Consider the following 19,920-nt stretch of genomic DNA (forward strand, 5'->3'; position numbering starts at 1 on the left):
TTTTGAGAGACGTTATTTTCTCAAGGCTTTTGAACCCGATTGCTGCGGCGCAGAAACCCTGTGTTAAGGTCATCTCTCCAACAACTACTCTTGAACACGGAGAATATCGTGAGCAATAAAGGGCAACTTCTGCAAGACCCGTTTCTGAACACCCTGCGTCGTGAGCACGTGCCGGTTTCCATTTATTTGGTGAATGGCATCAAGCTGCAGGGCCAGATCGAGTCTTTTGACCAGTACGTCGTGTTGCTTCGCAATACGGTGACGCAAATGGTCTACAAGCACGCCATTTCCACCATCGTGCCGGGTCGTGCCGTCAACTTCTCGGCTAACGAGAACGAAGACGCCGCAGCCTGATCGCGCGGAGCGCGGCAGCCCCTGCTGCCGCGCTTTTTCCCAATTTCTGATCCCGCTTGTCTGAACTGATCCCCCGCCAGGAAGGCGCCGCCGTTCTCGTCGGCGTCGATTTCGGGCTGCCCCATTTCGACAGCGAACTCGAGGAACTCGGCCTGCTCGCGCAGACCGCGGGCCTGACGCCCGTCGCCCGGCTTGCGTGCAAGCGCAAGGCGCCCGACGCGGCCCTGTTCGTTGGCAGCGGCAAGGCCGAAGAAATCAAGGAGCTGGCTGCCCTGTACAGGGCCAGCGAGGTCATCTTCGACCAGGCCCTGAGCCCCGCGCAGCAGCGCAACCTCGAGCGCCAGCTCGATATCGCGGTCTACGACCGGACCTTCCTCATCCTTGAAATCTTCGCCCAGCGTGCGCGTTCGCACGAAGGCAAGCTGCAGGTCGAGTTGGCTCGCCTGCAGTACCTCAGCACGCGGCTGGTGCGCCGCTGGTCCCACCTGGAGCGCCAGACCGGCGGTGCAGGCGTGCGCGGCGGCCCGGGCGAGAAGCAGATCGAACTCGATCGCCGGATGATCGGCGAGTCGATCAAGCGCACGCGCGAGCGCCTTGCCAAGGTGCAGAAGCAGCGCGGCACCCAGCGCCGGCAGCGCGAGCGACGCGACACCTTCAACATCTCGCTGGTGGGCTACACCAACGCGGGCAAGTCGTCGCTGTTCAATGCGCTGGTCAAGGCCCGCGCCTATGCGGCCGACCAACTGTTCGCCACGCTCGACACCACCACGCGCAACCTCTACCTGGGCGACGCCCGGCGGCAGGTGTCGATCTCCGACACCGTGGGTTTTATCCGCGACCTGCCGCACGGGCTGGTCGATGCCTTCAAGGCCACTTTGCAGGAGGCGGTCGATGCCGACCTGCTGCTGCACGTGGTCGATGCCTCCAACCCCCACTACCCCGAGCAGATGGCCGAGGTGCAGACGGTGCTGCGCGAGATCGGCGCCGACACCGTGCCGCAACTGTTGGTATTCAACAAGCTCGACGCTCTTGAAAGCGCGCAGCATCCGCTGCATCTGCAGGACGAGATGGAAATCGACGGCGTTCAGGTCCCCCGCATCTTCCTCAGCGCCAAGAGCGGCGAGGGCGTGCCGCTGCTGCGCGCCGAGCTCGCCCGGCAGTCGGGTTCCGTAGCCGATACGATGACCCCTGAGGCAGACGCTGAATTGCACGATGCAACCGATTGATTGGGCACAATCCCGCCACTGACAAGAGAACGAAGCGAATGAATTCAAAGCCAGCGCGGAGAGGGTTTCTGGGCATGTTCAACCTGAACGACGGTCGATGGGGTCGCGGCGACGAGCCGTCTTCCAGCGGCAGCCGCCCCCCCGACGCCAATCCTCCGGGTGCACCGACCCCGCCGCCTTCGAGCAACGGTGGCAACAACGGCAACAACGACAATCGCCCTCGCGGACAGGGCCCCAACCAGGGCCCTCCCGACCTCGATGAGCTCTGGCGCGACCTCAATCGCAAGCTTGGCGGCTTCTTCGGTGGCAAGGGTGGCGGCAATCGCCCCAACGGCAGTGGCGGTGGTGGCGGCAACGGCTACAGACCCGACATGAAGAACGCAGGATTCGGCCTCGGCCTCGTGGCGGCGGTGGTAGTCCTGATCTGGCTCGGCACCGGCTTCTTCATCGTGAACGAAGGCCAGCAGGCCGTCATCACCCAGTTCGGCCGCTACAAGAGCACCGTGGGCGCCGGTTTCAACTGGCGCCTGCCGTATCCCATCCAGCGCCACGAGGTGGTGGTGACCACGCAGATCCGTTCCGCCGACGTCGGCCGCGACGCCATCGTGCGTTCCACGGGCCTGCGCGAGTCGGCCATGCTGACCGAAGACGAGAACATCGTCGAGATCAAGTTTGCCGTGCAGTACCGCCTGAGCGATCCGCGTGCCTGGCTCTACGAGAGCAAGTCGCCCGCCGACACCGTCGTGCAGGTGGCCGAGACCTCCGTGCGCGAGGTGGTCGGCAAGATGAAGATGGACGCCGCGCTGGCCGAAGAGCGCGATCAGATCGCGCCGCGCGTGCGCACGCTGATGCAGACCATCCTCGACCGCTACAAGATCGGCGTCGAAGTCGTCGGCATCAACCTGCAGCAGGGCGGCGTGCGTCCGCCCGAGCAGGTGCAGGCCGCGTTCGACGACGTGCTCAAGGCTGGCCAGGAGCGCGAGCGCACCAAGAACGATGCGCAGGCCTATGCCAACAACGTGGTACCGCTCGCCACCGGTACGGCTTCGCGCCTGAAGGAAGAATCCGAGGCCTACAAGGCGCGGATCGTGGCGCAGGCGCAGGGTGATGCCGGCCGCTTCAGTGCGGTGCTGGCCGAATACCAGAAGGCCCCGCAGGTGACGCGCGATCGCATGTACACCGATGCCATGCAGCAGATCTACGCCAGCACGACGAAGGTGCTGGTCGACAGCAAGCAAGGCTCCAACCTGCTGTACCTGCCGCTCGACAAGCTCATGCAGCTGAGTGGCAGCAACGCTGCCACGCCGGTCGACGCGGCCAGCCCGAACGTTGCGGGCACAGCACCGGCCCAGTCCTCGGTGATCCCGGTGGCACCTGCGACGAACGACGCGCGCGCCCGCGATGGCCGCTCGCGTGACCGCGACGTGCGTTGAAAAAGGCCCGAAAGAATATGAACAGAATCGGATTCATTGCAACGTCGATCCTCGTGCTGCTGGTGCTGGCAAGCTCGACCCTCTTCGTGGTCGACCAGCGGCAGTTCGGCGTGGTCTATGCGCTTGGCCAGATCAAGCAGGTCATCACGGAGCCCGGCCTCAACTTCAAGCTGCCGCCACCGTTCCAGAACGTGTCGTACATCGACAAGCGCCTGCTGACGCTGTCGAGCGTGGACACCGAGCCGATGCTCACCGCCGAGAAGCAGCGCGTGGTGATCGACTGGTACGTGCGCTGGCGCATCAGCGACCCGCAGGCTTACATCCGCAACGTCGGCCTCGACGAGAACGCCGGTGCGATGCAACTCAACCGCGTGGTGCGCAATGCGTTCCAGGAAAACATCAACAAGCGCACCGTGCGCGACCTGATCTCGGTGCGCCGCGAGGCCTTGATGGCCGACGTGCAGCGCGAGGTGCTGTCGGTGGTGAAGGGCGCCAAGCCCTGGGGCGTGGACGTGGTCGACGTGCGCATCACGCGTGTCGACTACGTGGAAGCCATCACCGAATCGGTCTACCGCCGCATGGAAGCCGAGCGCAAGCGCGTGGCCAACGAGCTGCGTTCGACCGGCACGGCCGAAGGCGAGAAGATCCGCGCCGACGCCGACCGCCAGCGCGAAGTGATCGTGGCGAACGCCTACCGCGACGCCCAGAAGATCAAGGGCGAGGGCGATGCCCAGGCGGCTTCCACGTACAGCGAGGCCTTTGGCCGCGACCCGCAGTTCGCTCAGTTCTACCGAAGCCTCGAAGCCTACAAGCAGAGCTTCAACAAGAAGAGCGACGTGATGGTGCTCGATCCGTCCTCGGACTTCTTCCGCGCCATGCAAGGTTCGGGTTCGAACACCAACGCTTCCCGTCGTTGATTCGCAGCCGCCCTCAGGAGCCGTGAGCGCCGACACTTTCTGGAGCGCGCTGGCGCTCGTCCTGGTGATCGAAGGCATCCTGCCTTTCGTCTCGCCGGGAGGGTGGCGGCGCGGCTTCGGCCAGCTCATGCAGCTGCGCGACGGCCAGCTTCGTTTCTTCGGACTTTGCAGCATCCTGCTGGGTTTGCTACTGCTCTGGATCTTGGGGTAGCGCGGTCCCGGTAGAATTCCGGTTTAACCACGCCCTCGATCCCCATGTCCGCCTGGGTCCTCCCGGATCACATTGCCGATGTGCTGCCCTCAGAGGCGCGCCACATCGAAGAACTTCGACGCCAGCTGCTCGATACCGCCCGTGGCTATGGCTACGAGCTGGTGATGCCGCCGCTGCTCGAGCACCTCGAATCGCTGCTCTCGGGCACCGGCGAGGCGCTCGACCTCCAAACCTTCAAGCTCGTCGACCAGCTCTCCGGCCGCAGCATGGGCCTGCGTGCCGACACCACCCCCCAGGTGGCGCGCATCGATGCCCATCTGCTGAACCGCGACGGCGTGGCCCGCCTGTGCTATTGCGGCCCGGTGCTCCACACTCGGCCCGACCGCCCGCACGCCACCCGTGAGCCGCTGCAGTTCGGCGCCGAGATCTACGGCCATGCCGGGCTCGAGGCCGACACCGAAACCCTGCTGCTGGCGCTCGACTGCCTCGACGCCGCCGGTCTGCGCGAAGGCGTGATCGTCGACCTGGCCGACGCCCGCATCGTGCGTGCGCTGTTCGCCGGCGTGCCGGTCGATGCCGCGTCGCTGGCCCGGGTGCATGCCGCGCTGGCCGCCAAGGACGCGAGCGAGCTCGATTCGCTCACCAAGGACTTCCCCGCCGCCTCACGCGAAGGCCTGCGCGCCCTGGTCCAGCTGTACGGCGACGCGTCGGTGCTCGATGAGGCCACCAAGGCCCTGAAGGGCACGCCTGCCGTGGGCGCCGCGCTGGCCGGCCTGAAGCAGCTCGCTGCCGGCCTTCAGGGCGTGGCCGGCCGCCAGATCAGCTTCGACCTGGCCGACCTGCGCGGCTATGCGTACTACAGCGGCATGCGTTTCGGGATCTACGTGCCCGGCGCGGCCGATTCGCTGGTGCGCGGCGGCCGCTACGACGAAGTGGGAGCCGTGTTCGGCCGCAACCGTCCGGCCGTCGGCTTCAGCCTCGACGTGCGCGAGCTGGTCGGCGTGCTGCCGGCCCGCCCGCTGCGCGCCGCCATCCGCGCGCCCTGGAGCGACGCGGCCGGCCTGCGTCAGGCGATTGCCCAATTGCGCAAGTCCGGTGAAACGGTAGTCTGCGTGCTGCCGGGCCATGGCAGCGAAATCGATGAATTCCACTGCGACCGCGAGCTCGTCGAGCAAGCAGGGCAGTGGAGTGTCCGAGCGATCTGAATTTTTGAAGTAATGGAACGAGCATGAGCGTAACCACCGGAAGAAACGTGGTCGTCGTCGGCACCCAGTGGGGCGACGAAGGCAAAGGCAAGCTGGTCGACTGGCTGACGGAAAGCGCCCAGGGCGTGGTCCGTTTCCAGGGTGGCCACAACGCGGGCCACACGCTGGTCATCAACGGTGTGAAAACCGCGTTGCACCTGATCCCGAGCGGCATCATGCGGCCCGGTGTCAAGTGCTACATCGGCAACGGCGTGGTGCTGTCGGCGGCCAAGCTGTTCGAGGAAATCGAAGGGCTGGAGAAGGCTGGCGTCGAGGTGCGTTCGCGTCTGCGCATCAGCGAGGCTTGCCCGCTGATCCTGCCGTTCCACGCCGCGCTGGACATCGCGCGCGAGGCCTACCGCGAAAAGGGCGGCATCGAGAAGATCGGCACCACCGGCCGCGGCATCGGCCCGGCCTACGAAGACAAGATCGCGCGCCGCGCACTGCGCGTGCAGGACCTGAAGCACCCCGAGCGCTTCGCCACCAAGCTGCGCGTGCTGCTCGACCTGCACAACCACGTGCTGACGCAGGTGCTGAGCGCGCCGGCCATCGATTTCGACGAAGTCTTCAACGAAGCGATGAGGCACGCCGAGCTGCTCAAGCCCATGATGGCCGACGTCTCGCGCGAACTGAACGACGCGAACAAGAACGGCGCCAACCTGCTGTTCGAAGGCGCGCAGGGCACGCTGCTGGACGTCGATCACGGCACCTATCCGTACGTCACCTCCAGCAACTGCGTGGCCGGCAATGCCGCCGCCGGTTCGGGCGTGGGCCCGGGCATGCTGCACTACATCCTCGGCATCACCAAGGCCTACTGCACGCGCGTGGGCGGCGGTCCGTTCCCCACCGAACTCGACTGGGCCACGCCCGGCACCCCGGGCTACCACATGAGCACGGTGGGCGCCGAAAAGGGCGTGACCACCGGCCGCAGCCGCCGTTGCGGCTGGTTCGATGCCGCGCTGCTCAAGCGCTCGGCGCAGGTCAACGGCCTGTCGGGCCTGTGCATCACCAAGCTCGATGTGCTCGACGGCCTTGAAAAGCTCGAGCTGTGCACCGGCTACGAACTCGACGGCGAAATCACCGACATCCTGCCGATGGGCGCGGACGAGATCGAGCGCTGCACGCCGATCTACGAAACCCTCGAAGGCTGGACCGAGAGCACGGTCGGCGTCACGCAGTACGACAAGCTGCCGGTCAATGCGCGCCTGTACCTGCAGCGCATCGAGCAGATCACCGGAGTGCCGATCCACATGGTGTCGACCAGCCCGGATCGCGACCACACGATCATGATGCGCCACCCCTACTTGGCCGACTGAAGAGGAAAAAAGACCCATGTTGACCGAAGACGGCAAGCATCTCTACGTCAGCTACGACGAATACCACAACCTGATCGAGAAGCTCGCGATCAAGGTGCACCAGTCGGACTGGCAGTTCGACACCATCCTGTGCCTGGCGCGCGGCGGCATGCGCCCTGGCGACGTGCTCTCGCGCATCTTCAGCAAGCCGCTGGCCATCATGTCGACCAGCTCGTACCGTGCCGACGCAGGCACGGTGCAGGGCCATCTCGACATCGCACGCTTCATCACGACACCCAAGGGCGAGATCGCTGGCAAGGTGCTGCTGGTCGACGACCTGGCCGACTCGGGCCATACGCTGCACGCTGTGATGGACATGCTGCGCAACAACTACAAGCCGATCACCGAACTGCGCAGCGCGGTGATCTGGACGAAGGCACTGTCGACCTTCACGCCCGACTACTCGGTCGAATACCTGGCGACCAACCCCTGGATCCACCAGCCCTTCGAAGGCTACGACTCGCTCGGCGCCGAGAAGCTGATCGAGAAGTGGTCGGTCTGATCTCTCAGCCGGCGCCGCCGAGCATCTCGGCATAGCGCCGCTGCATTTCTTCCGGCGTCAGCTTCTCGATGCTGTGCCCCACGTTCCAGCGATGGCCGAAGGGGTCGCGAAAAACGCCGGAGCGTTCCCCGTAAAACTGATCCTGCGGTGCCATGTCGAGCGTGGCGCCTGCAGCGACTGCGCGCGCCACCAACGTGTCGGCATCGTCCACATGCAGGTGCAGCGTGACGGCCGTGCCGCCCAGCGTCTTCGCACTGTGGATGTTGAATTCGGCGAATTCGTCCGAGATCATCAGGATCGCGCCGTTGTGGAAGTCCAGCTCCGCGTGGCCGAATGCGCTGCTGACATGCCCGCTGCGCAGCCGCGATAGCATCCACCCATGAGCAAGCCTTCCACGACCCTGATCCACCACCCCTACGTTCCGCCCGCCACCTTCGCCGCGCCGCAGCCCGGCGTGTTCAAGGCATCGACGGTGTTCTTTGCCGACGTGGCCGCCATGCGCGCGCGCGACTGGCGCACCAAGGCCGGCTATACCTACGGCCTGCATGGCACGCCCACCACCTTCACGCTGGAAGAGCGCCTGGCCACGCTCGAAGGCGGCGCCGAGTGCCTGCTCGTGCCCAGCGGGCTGGCGGCCATCTCGCTGGTCTCGTTCGCTTTCCTCAAGACCGGCGACGAGGTGCTGATCCCCGACAACGCCTACGGACCCAACAAGGCGCTTGCCACCGGCGAACTGGCGAACTTCGGCATCACCCATCGCCTGTACGACGCGATGAATCCGGCCGACCTCGCGGCCAAGCTGTCGGACCGCACGCGGCTGGTCTGGGTCGAGGCGGCCGGCTCGGTGACGATGGAGTTTCCCGACCTGCCTGCGCTCGTGAACGTCTGCCGCGCGCGCGGTGTGATGACCGCGCTCGACAACACCTGGGGCGCGGGCCTGGCCTTCGCGCCCTTCGATTTCAACGGCAGCGGGCAGGGCGTCGACATCTCGGTGCACGCGCTCACCAAGTACCCGAGCGGCGGCGGCGACGTGCTCATGGGCAGCGTGACAACGCGCGACGAGCGGCTGCACCGCGCGCTCAAGCTCACGCACATGCGCATGGGTTGGGGCATCGGCGTGGGCGACGTGGAAACGCTGCTGCGCTCGCTGCCCAGCATCGCGCTGCGCTATGCCGCGCACGACCGCGCGGCGCGCGAACTGGCCGGCTGGCTCAATGGCTGCGAGGAGATTGCGCAGGTGCTGCACCCCGCGCTCGAAGACTCGCCGGGCCACACCCACTGGCGTGCGCTGTGCGGCGCCACCGACCTCGCGGCGGGCCTGTTCTCGGTGGTATTCGACGAGCGCTACAGCACCGAGCAGGTCGATCGTTTCTGCGACAGCCTGCGGCTGTTCCGCCTCGGCTATTCGTGGGGCGGACCGATCAGCCTCGTGGTGCCTTATGACATCGGCCTGATGCGCGACGCCGGCGTGGCGCGCTGGCCTTACAAGGGCACGCTCGTTCGTTTTTCCATCGGCCTCGAAGACGTCGAAGACCTGCGCGCCGACCTTCAGCAGGCCTTGGCGCGGATGTAAAAAATCGCTTCCTGATCCTTGGGGGCGCCACGGGGTACCCCATGAGGTACCGTCTCGAGACTGCGGCGTTATCGCTTACAGTAGGCCACGTGCAGTCACCCTGACTGCCTCGCCCAAGGAGAAGCAGTGGCAACACCCAATTACGGCTACGAGAAGCGCCAGAAAGAGCTGGCCAAGAAGAAAAAGAAGGAAGACAAGCTCCGGGAAAAGGCGAACCGCAAACTCAGCCCGAGCAGCGACGGCCTGGCGCCCGGAGACCCGGAAACCGACGTGGCCTCGCTCGAACGCGATCCACCCACGGTGCCCGAGTTGCCCACCAAGAACGGTTGATCCGCTCCTGGAACGTCGATCAAGAAGCCGCCGCAGGCCTGTGCCTGCGGCGGCTTTTTTTCCATTATTTGGGCAGCAGCTTGCGCAGTTCGGGCCAGACGTTGTCGAGCAGTTGCGGCTGTGCCGCGGCGGTCGGATGGATGCGGTCGGACTGGAACAGCGAGAGCGCATCGGGCGCATCGGCCACGCCCTTGAGCAGGAAGGGAACGAGCGCGGACTTGGTGGTGCCCGCCACCTTGGAGAACACTGCCTCGAAGCGCCGCGTGTAGTCGCCGCCATAGTTGGGCGGCACCTGGATGCCGACGATCAGCACCTTCGCGCCCGCAGCCTGCGCGGCCCTGGCGATCTGCAGCAGGTTGCTTTCCGTGTCCGCGAGCGGCAGGCCGCGCAGGGCGTCGTTGGCGCCGAGCTCGATCACCACGTGGCTGGGCTTGTGCTGCGCAAGCAGCGACGCAAAGCGGGCGCGCCCACCGGAGCTGGTGTCGCCGCTGATGCTGGCGTTGACCACCGTGGCCGCGATCTTCTGCTGCGCAAGCCTTTTTTCCAGCAGGGGCACCCAGCCTTCGCCGCGCTTGAGGCCGTACTCTGCGCTCAGCGAATCGCCGAGCACCAGGATCACCGGCTTGCCGGTTGCCACAGCCTGGGCCTGCGCCGCGGCCGTCCATATCCCCGCGCTGCCGAGCGCGGCGGTGGTCAAGATAAAGTCACGTCGATTCAAAACCAGAGCCTTTCCATGTCCCAACCCCCGTCTGATGCCATTGTCGCCGTCGAGCATGTCTTCAAGTCCGTCACCGACTCGACCGGCACGCTGGACATTCTGCAGGACATCGATTTCACCCTCGGCGCGCGGGAAACCGCCGCCATCGTCGGCGCCTCGGGCTCCGGCAAGAGCACCTTGCTGTCGATCATCGCGGGGCTGGACACGCCCACGCGCGGCACGGTGCGCATCGCCGGCGAGGACATCTTCGCCATCGACGAGGACGAGCGCGCAGCGGTCCGGGCGCAGCGCGTGGGCTTCGTGTTCCAGAGCTTCCAACTGCTCGGCAACCTCAGCGCGCTCGAAAACGTGATGCTTCCGCTGGAGCTGGCCAACCGCAAGGACGCCCGCAAGGCAGCCACCGAAATGCTCGGCCGCGTCGGGCTCGGCCAGCGGCTCGGCCACTATCCCAAGGTGCTCTCGGGCGGCGAACAGCAGCGCGTGGCGCTGGCCCGCGCCTTCGTGGTCCAGCCCGCGCTGCTGCTGGCCGACGAGCCCACCGGCAGCCTGGACTTCGCAACGGGCGAGCAGGTGATGCGGCTGATGTTCGACCTCAACCGTGAACTGGGCACCACGCTCGTGCTCGTCACCCACGACCGCGGAATTGCGGCGCGGTGCGAGCGGCGCATCACGATCGAGGCCGGGCACGTCGCGCTTAATGAAAAAGTGGCTCTGGCGCCCGCATGACAAGCGCAATAAGCTATCAAATAAATAGCGAGTCAACTCGAGGAGATAGCCATGGAGGAACTTCCGCCGGACGCCGTCCTGGCGCTGCAGCGCGGCAGGATGATCGAGGCCATCAAGATCGTGCGCAATCGCACGGGCGTGGACCTCAAGTCGGCCAAGGAAGCCGTCGATCGCTACGCCGACCGGCAGGAAGCAGGGGATGGCGATGCTCCGTGCGGCCGCGGTGCGCCCGCTGCCGCAAGGCAGGACCGCGGCTTCGCGGCCATGCCGTCCACCGCGCTCGCGGCGCTGGCGCGGGGCAACAGGATCGAGGCCATCCGCCTCACCCGCGAGGCCACCGGCCTGAGCCTGGCCGCGGCCAAGCGGCTGGTAGACAACCACGAGGATCCGTCGGGCATCGGCTTCGGCCCCTTGACCCGGCACATGCCCCGATGCTCGATGAACGAACCGGGCCGGGTGCATGGCGATGGCTACAAGTGGCTGCCGACGTTGGTCATCGTGATGGCCGCGCTCATGATCTGGCTGTATTTCGGCAGAGGGACTTGAACCGATGATCGTTCCCCAGTTCTGGGCGGAAGGCCGCATCCAGGAGCGTGTCGCGGGCAAGCAGTTCACCGTGCGCCGCTACGGCTGGTCCGACGAGAGCCCGATCGCCGCGCAGGCGCATGCCGACCAGCGCACGCGCGACGCCTTCGACCGCATCGTCCACCAGGGCGAGAAGCTCGAACGCCGCGAACGCAAGGTGCCCTACAACGGCGCCGACGGCATGCCGATCCGCGAGGAAATCGTCGAGCGCCATGGCGACACCGTCATCACGCGCAACACTTACGGCGCGCGCTGCCTCAATACGCCCGATGTGCTGTTCGTCGACATGGATTTCGAGGAGCCCCTGCGCGGCAGCGTGTTCGGCTTTGCGCTGGTGCCGGCGCTGATCGCGGGCGTGGTCGGCGGCTGGGCCGCCAAGACCTGGCTGGGTGGATTGGTCGCGGCTATCGTGGTGTTCGCCGTGGCCTGGGTCATCGGGCAGCGCAAGAAGCGCGGCGAGCCCAGCGGCAACCCCGTGCCGGAGAAGCAGGCGGCCGAGCGCATCGCGCGCTTCATGCAGCAGCACCCCGACTGGAACCTGCGCATCTACCGCACGCCCGCGGGCTTCCGGGTGCTGGCGATGCACGATGTCTTCAGCCCGTCCGACACCGCGGTGGCCGACTGCTTCCAGGCGCTGGGCGTCGACAAGGTCTACGCGCGCATGTGCCGCAACCAGAACTGCTTTCGCGCCCGGGTGAGCGCCAAGCCCTGGCGCATCGGCATCGGCGACCACATGCGGCCCCGGCCGGGCGTGTGGCCGGTGTCGCCCGACAAGCTGCCCGCACGCGACGCCTGGATCGCGCGCTACGAAAAGGCCGCCGAAGGCCATGCCGCCTGCCAGTACCTGGAGAGCGTTGGCAATGGCGGGAAGGTGCATCCGAGTGCGCTGGCGGTGCAGGAGCTGCACGACGAGCGCACTCGCGCGCTCAGCGGTTTGCCGTTGGCCTGACCGAGCCTGGGGTAGGGATAATCAGGGGATGTCTTCTCCCAAAGTGATCTTCGGCTTCCATGCCGTGGGCGTGCGCATCAAGACCGCGCCGAAATCGGTGCTCGAAGTGATGTTCGACGCCAGCCGGCGCGATGCGCGCATGAAACAGTTCATCGCGCGTGCGCAGGAAGCCGGCGTGCGGCTGGTCGAGGCCGACGGCCTGCGGCTGTCCAAGCTCAGCGGCAGCCACGGCCACCAGGGCGTGGTGGCGCGCGTGGAGCCCGCCGCGCAAATCCATTCGCTCGACGAACTGCTCGAAGGCCTCGAAGAGGCCGGCACCGTGCCCCTGCTGCTGGTGCTCGACGGCGTGACCGATCCGCACAACCTCGGCGCCTGCCTGCGCGTGGCCGACGGCGCGGGCGCGCACGCGGTCATCGCCCCCAAGGACCACGCGGCCGGCATCAATGCCACCGTGGCCAAGGTGGCGAGCGGCGCGGCCGAGACGGTGCCGTACTTCATGGTCACCAACCTCGCGCGCACGCTGAACGAACTCAAGGAGCGCAACATCTGGTGCGTGGGCACCAGCGACGACGCGCCGGGCACGATCTACCAGAGCGACTTCAAGCGCCCCCTGGCGCTGGTGCTGGGCGCCGAGGGCGAAGGCATGCGGCAACTTACGCGCAAGACCTGCGACGAACTGGTGAGCATCCCGATGGCCGGCGCGGTCGAGAGCCTGAACGTCTCGGTGGCGAGCGGCGTGTGCCTCTACGAGGCGATGCGCCAGCGCGGCGCCTGAGCGTCTCTCCGGCTAGTTCCTCGGCAGCGGGCCACCCTTGCGGTGGAAGTAGACAAGTTCCGCCACCCGCCGCATCTGCGGCGTACCCAGCAAGTGGTTGAACACCCAGTCGCTCTGGAAATGGTCGAAGGCCCAGCGCAGCGTGCGCTTGAGGCGAAAACCGGGGTAGCTGCGCACGAACCACGTGGCGGGGTCGCCGGCTTCACGGCGCACGAAGCGCGCCACCGCCTCGCCCGCGCGCTGGCCGTGCAGCAGCGCCGTGTGGATGCCGCCTGCCGTCACCGGCGACACCATGCCGGCCGCGTCGCCCACCAGCAGCGCCCGTTCCCGCGCCACCACCGGCAGCACGCCACCGCACGGGATCATGCCCGCGCGCACCGCGACCGGCGGCGCTTCGCCTGGCGTGACCACGGGTGCGATCTTGCGCAGTAGCGGGTCGAGCTTCAGCGCCCCGGCGTCGCTGCGCACCATGCGACGCGCCAGCCCGATCTGGCTCACGCCCACCCCTTCGAGCGCCCAGCCGATGTAGCCGGGCGCGAGCTGGCGATCGACGAAACAATGCAGCAGGCCGGGTGCCATGCGTGCACCCTGGTATTCGTGCTCGACGCCGTAGAGAAAGCGCGTGTTGCGCGACAGGCCCAGTGCCTTGGCAACACGCGAATGCGGGCCGTCGGCGCCCACGAGGTAAGTAGCGGTGATGCATGCGCCCTGTGTCACAGGCACCTCCCACCGGCCGTTGACCCACAGCGCCTGCTCGAGCAGCGTGCCAAGCTGCACGTCCACACCGCAGGAGCGCGTCGAATCCACCATCCAGTCGAGCAGCGCCGGCGCGTCGGTGGCCCAGAACCAGTAGCCCGGCGCATGCAGGTCGACATGGCGCATGTTGGGGGCGTAAAGCCGCACCCCTTCGATGCGTCGCACGAGCGCGGGCGGCACCTCGGCCAGCCATGGAACGCTGTCGACCGCGTCCTTGACGATGATGCCGGTGGTGTGGAGCTTGGCGCCGGCGCTGGTCTTCTTCTCCAGCACCCTCACGCTGAGGCCCGCAAGGGCGGCGGCCCGTGCACAGGCCAGGCCGGCAAAGCTTGCGCCCACGACGAGAAGATCGACCTTGACGCTGCCTGAACCGTTGCCCGCTATGGGCACCGGGGCCGGCTCGGCGGAAGAAGAAGAGGCGGGGGGAGAAAAGAAACAGGAAGAGGTATGCATGGGCTGCTGACTTGAAGCAATGCGCACCGCGTTCTGCGATGCGCATGCGAAGTTAGCAACCCTCTGTGCGTGCGGCGTGAAGCCCGCGTGAACTCAGGAAGGATCCTTGCTGCGCGTGCGGCTCACTGCGCTGAAGATGCCGATGCCCAGCAGGATCACCAAACCGATGCCAATGTAGAGCGAGGGTACGCCGGCAACGGATGCACCCCAGGCGACGCCGCCCAGGAAAATCAAGAAACCGATCAGGTAGAGCGCGAAAGACATGGTCGTTCCTTCGAAGAGCCGAGATGCCTTGAAGTATTCCGAGCGGCGCCGCCCGCTGCACCGGTGCGCGCCTACTGTGCGTGTGGGAGCTTGCCTACCCTGTGGGTGGGACGGTCGACACCGAAATCGCGGCAATCGCCGGGTGCGAGCTGGAAGTGCTCGTCGCCGTAGTTATCCTCATATATCGAACAGCATTCCCGCGAGGAACACCATGCGTCTCATCCCCTGCACCGAAGAAGCCCACGCCACCGCGATCCTGGCCATCCTCAACGAGGCCATCGTTGCCTCCACGGCGCTGTACGACTACAAGCCGCGCACGCCCGAGAACATGGTCGCGTGGTTCGCCACCAAGCGCGCCAACGGATTCCCGGTGGTCGGCGCCGTGGACGATGCAGGCAAGCTGCTGGGCTTCGCAAGCTATGGCGCTTTCCGCGCCTTTCCCGCCTACAAGTACACGGTGGAGCACTCGGTCTACGTCGACAGCGCGCACCGCGGCGAGGGCCTGGGCCGCACGCTGATGGAGGCGATCATTGCCGAGGCGACCGCGCGCGACGTGCACGTGATGGTCGGCGCCATCGATGCCGCCAACGCCGGCAGCATCGGACTGCACGAGCGCCTTGGCTTCGAGCATTCGGGCACCGTGCGGCAGGCCGGCTTCAAGTTCGGCCGCTGGCTCGACGTGGCCTTCTACCAGCGCATTCTTGCGACGCCGCTGAACCCGGTGGACGGCTAGACCAGCGTGTAGAAGCGCATCATCACTTCGGCAGGGTGTCGAATACCGGCGCCGATGAACATGCGCTCGTTGATCCACCGCAGCGAAGGCGACGCGGTCTCGAAGCGCGGGCTGCAGCGGAAGTACACCTGCGACGGATCGACCGGTTCGCCGCGCAGCAGCCTGCCCATCACCTCGGGCGAGGCCGAGCGCACTGCGTGGTTCTGCACGTAGACCAGATCGCCCGCATCGGTCTCGAGGCCGTAGCGCGCATCGAGTTCGGAGTGCGTGTCGCTCACGATCAGCTGGAAGTCGCTGCCGCCCGGCAACACGCGCGCGCGCCAGCCGTGGCCGATGGCCTCGCCCCCAGTGATCGGCACCACGCGGCGCAGCCCGCGCTGGCTGCTGCCCAGCACCTGCGGCAGGCCCACCTCGACGCGCAGGTCGGCGAAGTGCTCGAGCGCAGGGGCTGCGATGGAGTCGAACACGCTCATTGCCGTTGGCCGTTCAGGCTGCGGGTTGGGTTTCGGCGCTGGCGCGGTCGAGCATTTCGACGGTGCCTGCGTCGAGCTTCAGCTGCGTCGCGATCACGAGCTCTTCGAGCTGCCCGATGGAGGTTGCGCTGGCGATGGGCGCCGTCACGCCCGGCCGCGCGATCTGCCACGCAATGGCGACCTGGCCCGGCTTGGCGTTGTACTGCTGGGCCACCTTGTCGAGCGCGTCGAGAATGCGCAGGCCGCGCTCGTTGAGGTATTTCTTGGTGGTGTTGGCGCCGCGCGCGCTCTTGGCCGCATCAGCCTCGGTGCGGTACTTGCCCGTGAGGAAGCCGGCCGCCAACGCGTAGAAGTTGATCACGCCCACCTCGCGCTTCAGGCACAGCGGCTCCAGCGCGTCCTCGAACACGGCGCGGTCGTACAGGTTGTACAGCGGCTGCAGGCTTTCATAGCGCGCGATGCCCAGGCGCTCCGACACGTCGAGCGCCTCGGCCAGCCGCGGTGCGCTGTAGTTCGAAGCGCCGATGGCGCGGACCTTGCCTTCCTTGATCAGCTTGTCGAAGGCGCCGAGCGACTCCTCGAGCGGCGTGTTGGCATCATCGTCGTGCGACTGGTAGAGGTCGATGTAGTCCGTCTGCAAGCGCTTGAGCGAGGCCTCGACGGCTTCGCGGATGTAAGCGGGCGACAAGCCCGACTTGCCTTCGCCCATCGGCTTGCCGACCTTGGTGGCCAGCACCACGCGGTTGCGCTTGCCGCTCTGCTTGAGCCATTTGCCGATGATGGTCTCGGACTCGCCACCGGTGTGGCCCGGCACCCATGCCGAATAGACGTCGGCGGTATCGACGAAGTTGAACCCCGCGTCCAGCCAGGCATCGAGCAGCTTGAACGACGCCGCTTCGTCGACGGTCCAGCCGAACACGTTGCCGCCGAAGGCGAGCGGAGAAACCTGGAGGCCGGAGCGGCCGAGTGGGCGAAGTTGCGACATGTCGAGGTGTTCCTGAGTAAACGAAGGAATGCGAAAGATGAGAGCGGTCAGACGAAGCCCACGGCGCCCAGCACCGCTCCGGCGCCGAGCAGCCAGAGCAGGTGGATGCGCGTGCGCCAGACGATAAGCGCGGTCGCGCCGCTGAGCAGCCACAGGTGCCATGCAGGCGCATTGCCCGCATGGTTACCTGCCGCCAGCACCCAGCCGGTGGCGATCAGCAGGCCCACGACCACGGGGGCCATGCCCTGCTTGAAGGCGCGCACCTCGCGCCGTGTGCGGTTGCGGTGGCCCCAGCGCGTGGCGAAGTAGGTGAGGGTGGTGCTCGGCAGCATGATGCCGACCATGGTGACCATCAGCCCGAAAAAACCCAGCAGCCAAGCCGAGGGCCCGGCCCCGATGCCGCCGCCCGCGTTGAGCCCCACGTTCCAGCCCATCAGCGCCACGAACAGCACGTTGGGTCCGGGCGCAGCCTGCGCGATGGCAACGGAAGAGCTGAACTGCGCATCGGTGAGCCAGCCGTTCTGGGCCACGAGGTAGCGGTGCATGTCAGGCACCGTGGTGATGGCGCCGCTGATCGACAGCAGCGACAGCAGCATGTATTGCCCGAACAGCGCCAGCCAGTCGTGCCATTGCATCGCGATGCTCATGCGGGGATTTTCTTCCAGGTCCACACGCAGGCCACGCCGCCCACCACCAGCAGCACCCAGCCGAGCGGGATCTTGAGCACCACGATGGCCACGAACACCAGCGCCATGAAGGCGAGGCAGGCCGCGAAGCCCAGGGGGTGCTTGCGCAGCTGCGGCACCAGCTTGATGCCGGTCGCGGCGATCAGCCCACCCGACACCGCGCCCATGCCGCGCAGCGCCGCCGCCACCTGCGGGTTGCCGGCGTAGTGCGCGTACAGCACGGCCAGCGCAAGGATGACGACCAGCGGAATGGCCAGCATGCCAGCGACGGCGGCGAGCGCTCCGCGCAGGCCGAAGTAGCGGTCGCCGATCATCAGGCCGAGGTTGATCACGTTGGGCCCAGGCATCACCTGCGCCACGGCCCAGTCTTCGAGAAACTGCTCGGGCGTGAGCCATTTCTTCTTCTCGACCATCTCGCGCTGGACGATGGCGAGCACGCCGCCAAAGCCCTGCAGCGCGAGCCAAGTGAACGAAAGGAACAGGTCGCGTGGCGATCGGGGCTGGGCGGCGGGGGGAGACGGGTGCATGTGGAGCGATTATCGTAGGCAGGCTTTCAACTCGCCGGGCATCGGACTGACACGGCGCCGGGCGGCTTCACGGAGACACTTCCGCATGCTCATGCAACTGCGCGCACTCTTCAGTCTTTGCCAGAGGGCCTTCAATTCCTGGTCGAACGACTATGCGCCAAGCATGGGTGCGGCGCTGGCGTACTACACGGTGTTCTCGATCGCGCCGCTGCTGCTGATCGTGATCTCGGTGGCCGGCCTGGTGTTCGGGGAAGAGGCTGCGCGCGGCGAAATCTTCGCGCAACTCGCCGGGCTCATGGGCGCACAGGGCGCGGCGGCGGTGCAGGGCATGCTGCAGGCCGTCAACAAGCCGGCCGAGGGCATCGTCGCCACGGCGATCGGCCTCGGGCTGGTGGTAGTGGGCGCCACCACCGTCTTCGGTGAGCTGCAGGATGCGCTCGACCGCATCTGGCGCGCGCCGGCCCGCGTCGAGAACAAGGGACTGTTCAACATGCTGCGCGTGCGGATGCTGTCGTTCGGCATGATCATGGGCATCGGCTTCCTGCTCATGGTGTCGCTGGTGGCGAGTGCTGCGCTCGCGGCCCTGGGCAAGTGGTGGTCGCCGGTGTTCGGTGCGTGGGAGACCACGGCCCAGGTCGTCAACTTCGTGTTCAGCTTCGCGATGGTCACGGTGATCTTCGCGATGATCTACAAGATCATGCCGCGTGCCAAGGTCGAGTGGAGCGACGTGTGGGTGGGTGCGGCGGTCACTGCGCTGCTCTTTACCGTGGGCAAGCACCTCATCGGTCTGTACATCGGCAAGAGCAGCGTGGCCTCGGGCTACGGGGCAGCGGGCTCGCTGGTGGTGGTGCTGGTGTGGGTGTACTACTCGGCGCAGATCTTCCTGCTGGGAGCCGAGTTCACCTGGGTCTATGCGCGCACCTACGGCTCGATGAAGGACGCCAAGGGCGCGGGCGACCTGAATCCGTCGCCGACGCGCGAAGCGCCGCTGCCGCACAACGACGCCTGAGCGTCAGCCGGCAAAGCCGCCTTCGTCGAGAAAGCCCTGTTCTTCCGCCGTGCTGCTGCGCCCGAGCATCCCGTTGCGGTGCGGGAAGCGGCCGAAGCGCGCAATGATGTCGCGGTGCAGCACCGCATAGCGCTGCGTGTTGGCGTCGAGCGCCGCGTTGAGTTCGACCGAGCGTTCCTGCTCGGCCAGCATCTCGGAGTGCATGAAGGGCAAGTAGAAGAAGGGGCGCAGCGCCGGCTCGCACTGCCGGTCGAAGCCCGCAGCTACGGCCTGCTTCGCCACGGCCAGCGCCTTGCCGTCGGTGGCCAGCATGTGCGGATTGCCGCGCCAGGTGTTGCGAGGGAACTGGTCGAGCAGCACCAGCAGGGCCAGTGCGCCTTCGGCATCGGAGGTCCAGTGGTCGAGTTCGCCGCGGGCTGCTGCCTGATGGGCTTGCGAGAAGCGGGCGGCGAAGTCGGCGTCGAAGGCGTCGTTCTTGGCAAACCAGCGGCCGGGGCCGGCTTCGCGCCAGAAATCGGCCACGTCGCGGGCGCTGGGGAGGGCATTGGAAGTCATCGCCGCATTCTCTTTCAGCCGCCTGGGAACCATCAAAGTCGGGGTGGTGGCCGACAAGACAAGACGCGCGGCGCTGCCTATGCTGTGGAGGTTTTCATAACTCAGGAGATCAAGCTCATGACCAAATATGGCACCCTTTTGCGCGCAGCCGTCGTCACCGCGGTGGCCAGTGCCGCGCTGGTCGGCTGCGGAATGATGTCGAAGTCGAATGTCGCGAGCTTCAGCGGCGCGATGAACGCAGCCAGCGAAGTCCCGCCCAACATGACGCGCGGCAGCGGCATGGCCGAGGCCTGGCTCAACCGCGACACCAACGTGCTCAAGTACAAGATCACCTACACCGGCCTGAGCGGTCCGGCCACCATGGCGCATTTCCACGGCCCGGCCGCCGCCGGCGCCAATGCCGGCGTGGTACTGCCCTTCGCCAACCCGGCGAGCCCAATCGAAGGCCAGGCCACGCTCACGCCGGCACAGGCCGCCGACCTGGCCGCGGGCAAGTGGTACGCCAACGTGCACACCGCGGCCAACCCGGGTGGCGAGATCCGCGGACAGATGCTGCCGAAGATGTGACATCGTTCCAGGGG

General features: G+C 66.7%; 26 protein-coding genes. 17 read left to right on the top strand and 9 right to left on the bottom strand.

What is annotated here, in order from left to right; genetic code table 11:
• The first annotated feature begins 108 nt into the window (after positions 1-108).
• The 8 genes from hfq to ASC92_RS26095 all read left to right on the top strand — a co-directional run bounded on the left by hfq (position 109) and on the right by ASC92_RS26095 (position 7,242).
• Positions 109-354: an RNA chaperone Hfq gene (hfq, locus tag ASC92_RS26060; RefSeq protein ID WP_056522177.1), complete on the top strand. Its 246-nt coding sequence runs from the start codon at positions 109-111 to the stop codon at positions 352-354.
• A gap of 56 nt (positions 355-410) precedes the next feature.
• Positions 411-1,580, top strand: a complete 1,170-nt coding sequence (gene hflX / locus ASC92_RS26065) for a GTPase HflX (RefSeq protein ID WP_056521710.1) — start codon at positions 411-413, stop codon at positions 1,578-1,580.
• 74 nt (positions 1,581-1,654) lie between these two features.
• A complete protein-coding gene (gene hflK, locus ASC92_RS26070) occupies positions 1,655-3,013 on the top strand; it encodes an FtsH protease activity modulator HflK (RefSeq protein ID WP_056521713.1) in 1,359 nt (452 codons plus the stop codon).
• 17 nt (positions 3,014-3,030) lie between these two features.
• The gene (gene hflC, locus ASC92_RS26075; RefSeq protein WP_007828296.1) at positions 3,031-3,930 is read left to right on the top strand and encodes a protease modulator HflC; all 900 of its coding nucleotides are present in this window, start codon (positions 3,031-3,033) and stop codon (positions 3,928-3,930) included.
• A gap of 22 nt (positions 3,931-3,952) precedes the next feature.
• Positions 3,953-4,141 carry a DUF2065 domain-containing protein gene (locus ASC92_RS26080; protein ID WP_042672606.1) on the top strand — a complete coding sequence of 63 codons (189 nt, stop codon included), beginning with the start codon at positions 3,953-3,955 and terminating at the stop codon, positions 4,139-4,141.
• Between the two features lie 44 nt (positions 4,142-4,185).
• A complete protein-coding gene (locus ASC92_RS26085) occupies positions 4,186-5,346 on the top strand; it encodes an ATP phosphoribosyltransferase regulatory subunit (RefSeq protein WP_056521716.1) in 1,161 nt (386 codons plus the stop codon).
• Between the two features lie 23 nt (positions 5,347-5,369).
• On the top strand, positions 5,370-6,701 hold the full coding sequence (locus tag ASC92_RS26090) for an adenylosuccinate synthase (protein WP_056521719.1): 1,332 nt from the start codon (positions 5,370-5,372) through the stop codon (positions 6,699-6,701).
• Positions 6,702-6,717: 16 nt separating this feature from the next.
• Positions 6,718-7,242 carry a phosphoribosyltransferase gene (locus ASC92_RS26095; RefSeq protein ID WP_056521721.1) on the top strand — a complete coding sequence of 175 codons (525 nt, stop codon included), beginning with the start codon at positions 6,718-6,720 and terminating at the stop codon, positions 7,240-7,242.
• A gap of 4 nt (positions 7,243-7,246) precedes the next feature.
• Here the strand turns inward: ASC92_RS26095 and ASC92_RS26100 are convergent, their stop codons facing one another.
• Positions 7,247-7,615, bottom strand: a complete 369-nt coding sequence (locus tag ASC92_RS26100; RefSeq protein ID WP_321164600.1) for a VOC family protein — start codon at positions 7,613-7,615, stop codon at positions 7,247-7,249.
• Positions 7,616-7,621: 6 nt separating this feature from the next.
• Between ASC92_RS26100 and ASC92_RS26105 the strand changes: the two genes are divergently transcribed.
• Both ASC92_RS26105 and ASC92_RS26110 read left to right on the top strand, forming a co-directional pair.
• Positions 7,622-8,815, top strand: a complete 1,194-nt coding sequence (locus ASC92_RS26105) for a PLP-dependent transferase (RefSeq protein WP_056521724.1) — start codon at positions 7,622-7,624, stop codon at positions 8,813-8,815.
• Positions 8,816-8,941: 126 nt separating this feature from the next.
• Complete coding sequence (locus tag ASC92_RS26110) at positions 8,942-9,145, top strand: hypothetical protein (RefSeq protein WP_056521727.1); 204 nt, start codon at positions 8,942-8,944, stop codon at positions 9,143-9,145.
• A gap of 64 nt (positions 9,146-9,209) precedes the next feature.
• On the opposite strand, the gene ASC92_RS26115 is transcribed toward ASC92_RS26110, so the two are convergent.
• Positions 9,210-9,842: an arylesterase gene (locus tag ASC92_RS26115; RefSeq protein WP_200936042.1), complete on the bottom strand. Its 633-nt coding sequence runs from the start codon at positions 9,840-9,842 to the stop codon at positions 9,210-9,212.
• A gap of 36 nt (positions 9,843-9,878) precedes the next feature.
• Here ASC92_RS26115 and ASC92_RS26120 point away from each other — a divergent pair, with 36 nt between their 5' ends.
• The 4 genes from ASC92_RS26120 to rlmB are packed head-to-tail and all read left to right on the top strand — an operon-like array spanning position 9,879 to position 12,898.
• Positions 9,879-10,589: an ABC transporter ATP-binding protein gene (locus ASC92_RS26120; protein ID WP_056521733.1), complete on the top strand. Its 711-nt coding sequence runs from the start codon at positions 9,879-9,881 to the stop codon at positions 10,587-10,589.
• A gap of 51 nt (positions 10,590-10,640) precedes the next feature.
• On the top strand, positions 10,641-11,135 hold the full coding sequence (locus ASC92_RS26125; RefSeq protein WP_056521735.1) for a hypothetical protein: 495 nt from the start codon (positions 10,641-10,643) through the stop codon (positions 11,133-11,135).
• A 4-nt stretch (positions 11,136-11,139) separates the two neighbouring features.
• Positions 11,140-12,123 carry a hypothetical protein gene (locus tag ASC92_RS26130; RefSeq protein ID WP_056521739.1) on the top strand — a complete coding sequence of 328 codons (984 nt, stop codon included), beginning with the start codon at positions 11,140-11,142 and terminating at the stop codon, positions 12,121-12,123.
• A gap of 28 nt (positions 12,124-12,151) precedes the next feature.
• Positions 12,152-12,898 (top strand): 23S rRNA (guanosine(2251)-2'-O)-methyltransferase RlmB, encoded by a 747-nt coding sequence (rlmB, locus tag ASC92_RS26135; protein ID WP_056521742.1) that lies wholly within the window; start codon positions 12,152-12,154, stop codon positions 12,896-12,898.
• 12 nt (positions 12,899-12,910) lie between these two features.
• Here rlmB and ASC92_RS26140 read toward each other — a convergent pair whose 3' ends face one another.
• Together ASC92_RS26140 and ASC92_RS29145 are read right to left on the bottom strand one after the other, a co-directional pair.
• Positions 12,911-14,107 carry an NAD(P)/FAD-dependent oxidoreductase gene (locus tag ASC92_RS26140; protein ID WP_056521744.1) on the bottom strand — a complete coding sequence of 399 codons (1,197 nt, stop codon included), beginning with the start codon at positions 14,105-14,107 and terminating at the stop codon, positions 12,911-12,913.
• Between the two features lie 93 nt (positions 14,108-14,200).
• Positions 14,201-14,371, bottom strand: a complete 171-nt coding sequence (locus ASC92_RS29145) for a hypothetical protein (protein ID WP_056521747.1) — start codon at positions 14,369-14,371, stop codon at positions 14,201-14,203.
• A 211-nt stretch (positions 14,372-14,582) separates the two neighbouring features.
• On the opposite strand from ASC92_RS29145, the gene ASC92_RS26150 reads away from it, so the two are divergent.
• Positions 14,583-15,104 (top strand): GNAT family N-acetyltransferase, encoded by a 522-nt coding sequence (locus ASC92_RS26150; RefSeq protein WP_056521750.1) that lies wholly within the window; start codon positions 14,583-14,585, stop codon positions 15,102-15,104.
• On the opposite strand, the gene ASC92_RS26155 is transcribed toward ASC92_RS26150, so the two are convergent.
• Genes ASC92_RS26155 through ASC92_RS26170 form a run of 4 tightly spaced genes read right to left on the bottom strand, consistent with a single transcriptional unit; the run spans position 15,101 to position 17,775 of the window.
• Positions 15,101-15,577, bottom strand: a complete 477-nt coding sequence (locus tag ASC92_RS26155) for a DUF3237 domain-containing protein (RefSeq protein WP_056521753.1) — start codon at positions 15,575-15,577, stop codon at positions 15,101-15,103. The genes ASC92_RS26150 and ASC92_RS26155 overlap by 4 nt on opposite strands.
• Positions 15,578-15,590: 13 nt before the next feature.
• The gene (locus tag ASC92_RS26160) at positions 15,591-16,562 is read right to left on the bottom strand and encodes an aldo/keto reductase (protein ID WP_056521756.1); all 972 of its coding nucleotides are present in this window, start codon (positions 16,560-16,562) and stop codon (positions 15,591-15,593) included.
• A 47-nt stretch (positions 16,563-16,609) separates the two neighbouring features.
• Positions 16,610-17,209 carry a chromate transporter gene (locus ASC92_RS26165; RefSeq protein WP_056521759.1) on the bottom strand — a complete coding sequence of 200 codons (600 nt, stop codon included), beginning with the start codon at positions 17,207-17,209 and terminating at the stop codon, positions 16,610-16,612.
• On the bottom strand, positions 17,206-17,775 hold the full coding sequence (locus ASC92_RS26170) for a chromate transporter (protein WP_056521762.1): 570 nt from the start codon (positions 17,773-17,775) through the stop codon (positions 17,206-17,208). The genes ASC92_RS26165 and ASC92_RS26170 overlap by 4 nt, the downstream gene beginning before the upstream one ends.
• 85 nt (positions 17,776-17,860) lie before the next feature.
• Here ASC92_RS26170 and ASC92_RS26175 point away from each other — a divergent pair, with 85 nt between their 5' ends.
• Positions 17,861-18,784, top strand: coding sequence for a YihY/virulence factor BrkB family protein (locus tag ASC92_RS26175; protein WP_200936043.1), 924 nt, complete (start codon positions 17,861-17,863; stop codon positions 18,782-18,784).
• A gap of 3 nt (positions 18,785-18,787) precedes the next feature.
• Here the strand turns inward: ASC92_RS26175 and ASC92_RS26180 are convergent, their stop codons facing one another.
• Entirely contained in the window at positions 18,788-19,339 is a 552-nt protein-coding gene (locus ASC92_RS26180; protein ID WP_056521764.1) for a DUF924 family protein, read from the bottom strand.
• Positions 19,340-19,456: 117 nt separating this feature from the next.
• Between ASC92_RS26180 and ASC92_RS26185 the strand changes: the two genes are divergently transcribed.
• Positions 19,457-19,906, top strand: coding sequence for a CHRD domain-containing protein (locus tag ASC92_RS26185; protein WP_056521767.1), 450 nt, complete (start codon positions 19,457-19,459; stop codon positions 19,904-19,906).
• Positions 19,907-19,920: the final 14 nt, after the last annotated feature.

This window comes from Variovorax sp. Root411 (genome assembly GCF_001425205.1).
In the GTDB taxonomy this organism is placed as follows: domain Bacteria; phylum Pseudomonadota; class Gammaproteobacteria; order Burkholderiales; family Burkholderiaceae_C; genus Variovorax.

What these genes read in the sequence shown, in the direction of transcription:
- hflK (WP_056521713.1), top strand. Translation starts at nt 1,655, where the DNA reads ATGTTCAACCTGAACGACGGTCGATGGGGTCGCGGCGACGAGCCGTCT.
- hflC (WP_007828296.1), top strand. Translation starts at nt 3,031, where the DNA reads ATGAACAGAATCGGATTCATTGCAACGTCGATCCTCGTGCTGCTGGTG.
- ASC92_RS26085 (WP_056521716.1), top strand. Translation starts at nt 4,186, where the DNA reads ATGTCCGCCTGGGTCCTCCCGGATCACATTGCCGATGTGCTGCCCTCA.
- ASC92_RS26090 (WP_056521719.1), top strand. Translation starts at nt 5,370, where the DNA reads ATGAGCGTAACCACCGGAAGAAACGTGGTCGTCGTCGGCACCCAGTGG.
- ASC92_RS26095 (WP_056521721.1), top strand. Translation starts at nt 6,718, where the DNA reads ATGTTGACCGAAGACGGCAAGCATCTCTACGTCAGCTACGACGAATAC.
- ASC92_RS26100 (WP_321164600.1), bottom strand. Translation starts at nt 7,615, where the DNA reads ATGCTATCGCGGCTGCGCAGCGGGCATGTCAGCAGCGCATTCGGCCAC.
- ASC92_RS26105 (WP_056521724.1), top strand. Translation starts at nt 7,622, where the DNA reads ATGAGCAAGCCTTCCACGACCCTGATCCACCACCCCTACGTTCCGCCC.
- ASC92_RS26120 (WP_056521733.1), top strand. Translation starts at nt 9,879, where the DNA reads ATGTCCCAACCCCCGTCTGATGCCATTGTCGCCGTCGAGCATGTCTTC.
- ASC92_RS26125 (WP_056521735.1), top strand. Translation starts at nt 10,641, where the DNA reads ATGGAGGAACTTCCGCCGGACGCCGTCCTGGCGCTGCAGCGCGGCAGG.
- ASC92_RS26130 (WP_056521739.1), top strand. Translation starts at nt 11,140, where the DNA reads ATGATCGTTCCCCAGTTCTGGGCGGAAGGCCGCATCCAGGAGCGTGTC.
- rlmB (WP_056521742.1), top strand. Translation starts at nt 12,152, where the DNA reads ATGTCTTCTCCCAAAGTGATCTTCGGCTTCCATGCCGTGGGCGTGCGC.
- ASC92_RS26140 (WP_056521744.1), bottom strand. Translation starts at nt 14,107, where the DNA reads ATGCATACCTCTTCCTGTTTCTTTTCTCCCCCCGCCTCTTCTTCTTCC.
- ASC92_RS29145 (WP_056521747.1), bottom strand. Translation starts at nt 14,371, where the DNA reads ATGTCTTTCGCGCTCTACCTGATCGGTTTCTTGATTTTCCTGGGCGGC.
- ASC92_RS26150 (WP_056521750.1), top strand. Translation starts at nt 14,583, where the DNA reads ATGCGTCTCATCCCCTGCACCGAAGAAGCCCACGCCACCGCGATCCTG.
- ASC92_RS26155 (WP_056521753.1), bottom strand. Translation starts at nt 15,577, where the DNA reads ATGAGCGTGTTCGACTCCATCGCAGCCCCTGCGCTCGAGCACTTCGCC.
- ASC92_RS26160 (WP_056521756.1), bottom strand. Translation starts at nt 16,562, where the DNA reads ATGTCGCAACTTCGCCCACTCGGCCGCTCCGGCCTCCAGGTTTCTCCG.
- ASC92_RS26165 (WP_056521759.1), bottom strand. Translation starts at nt 17,209, where the DNA reads ATGAGCATCGCGATGCAATGGCACGACTGGCTGGCGCTGTTCGGGCAA.
- ASC92_RS26170 (WP_056521762.1), bottom strand. Translation starts at nt 17,775, where the DNA reads ATGCACCCGTCTCCCCCCGCCGCCCAGCCCCGATCGCCACGCGACCTG.
- ASC92_RS26175 (WP_200936043.1), top strand. Translation starts at nt 17,861, where the DNA reads ATGCTCATGCAACTGCGCGCACTCTTCAGTCTTTGCCAGAGGGCCTTC.
- ASC92_RS26180 (WP_056521764.1), bottom strand. Translation starts at nt 19,339, where the DNA reads ATGACTTCCAATGCCCTCCCCAGCGCCCGCGACGTGGCCGATTTCTGG.
- ASC92_RS26185 (WP_056521767.1), top strand. Translation starts at nt 19,457, where the DNA reads ATGACCAAATATGGCACCCTTTTGCGCGCAGCCGTCGTCACCGCGGTG.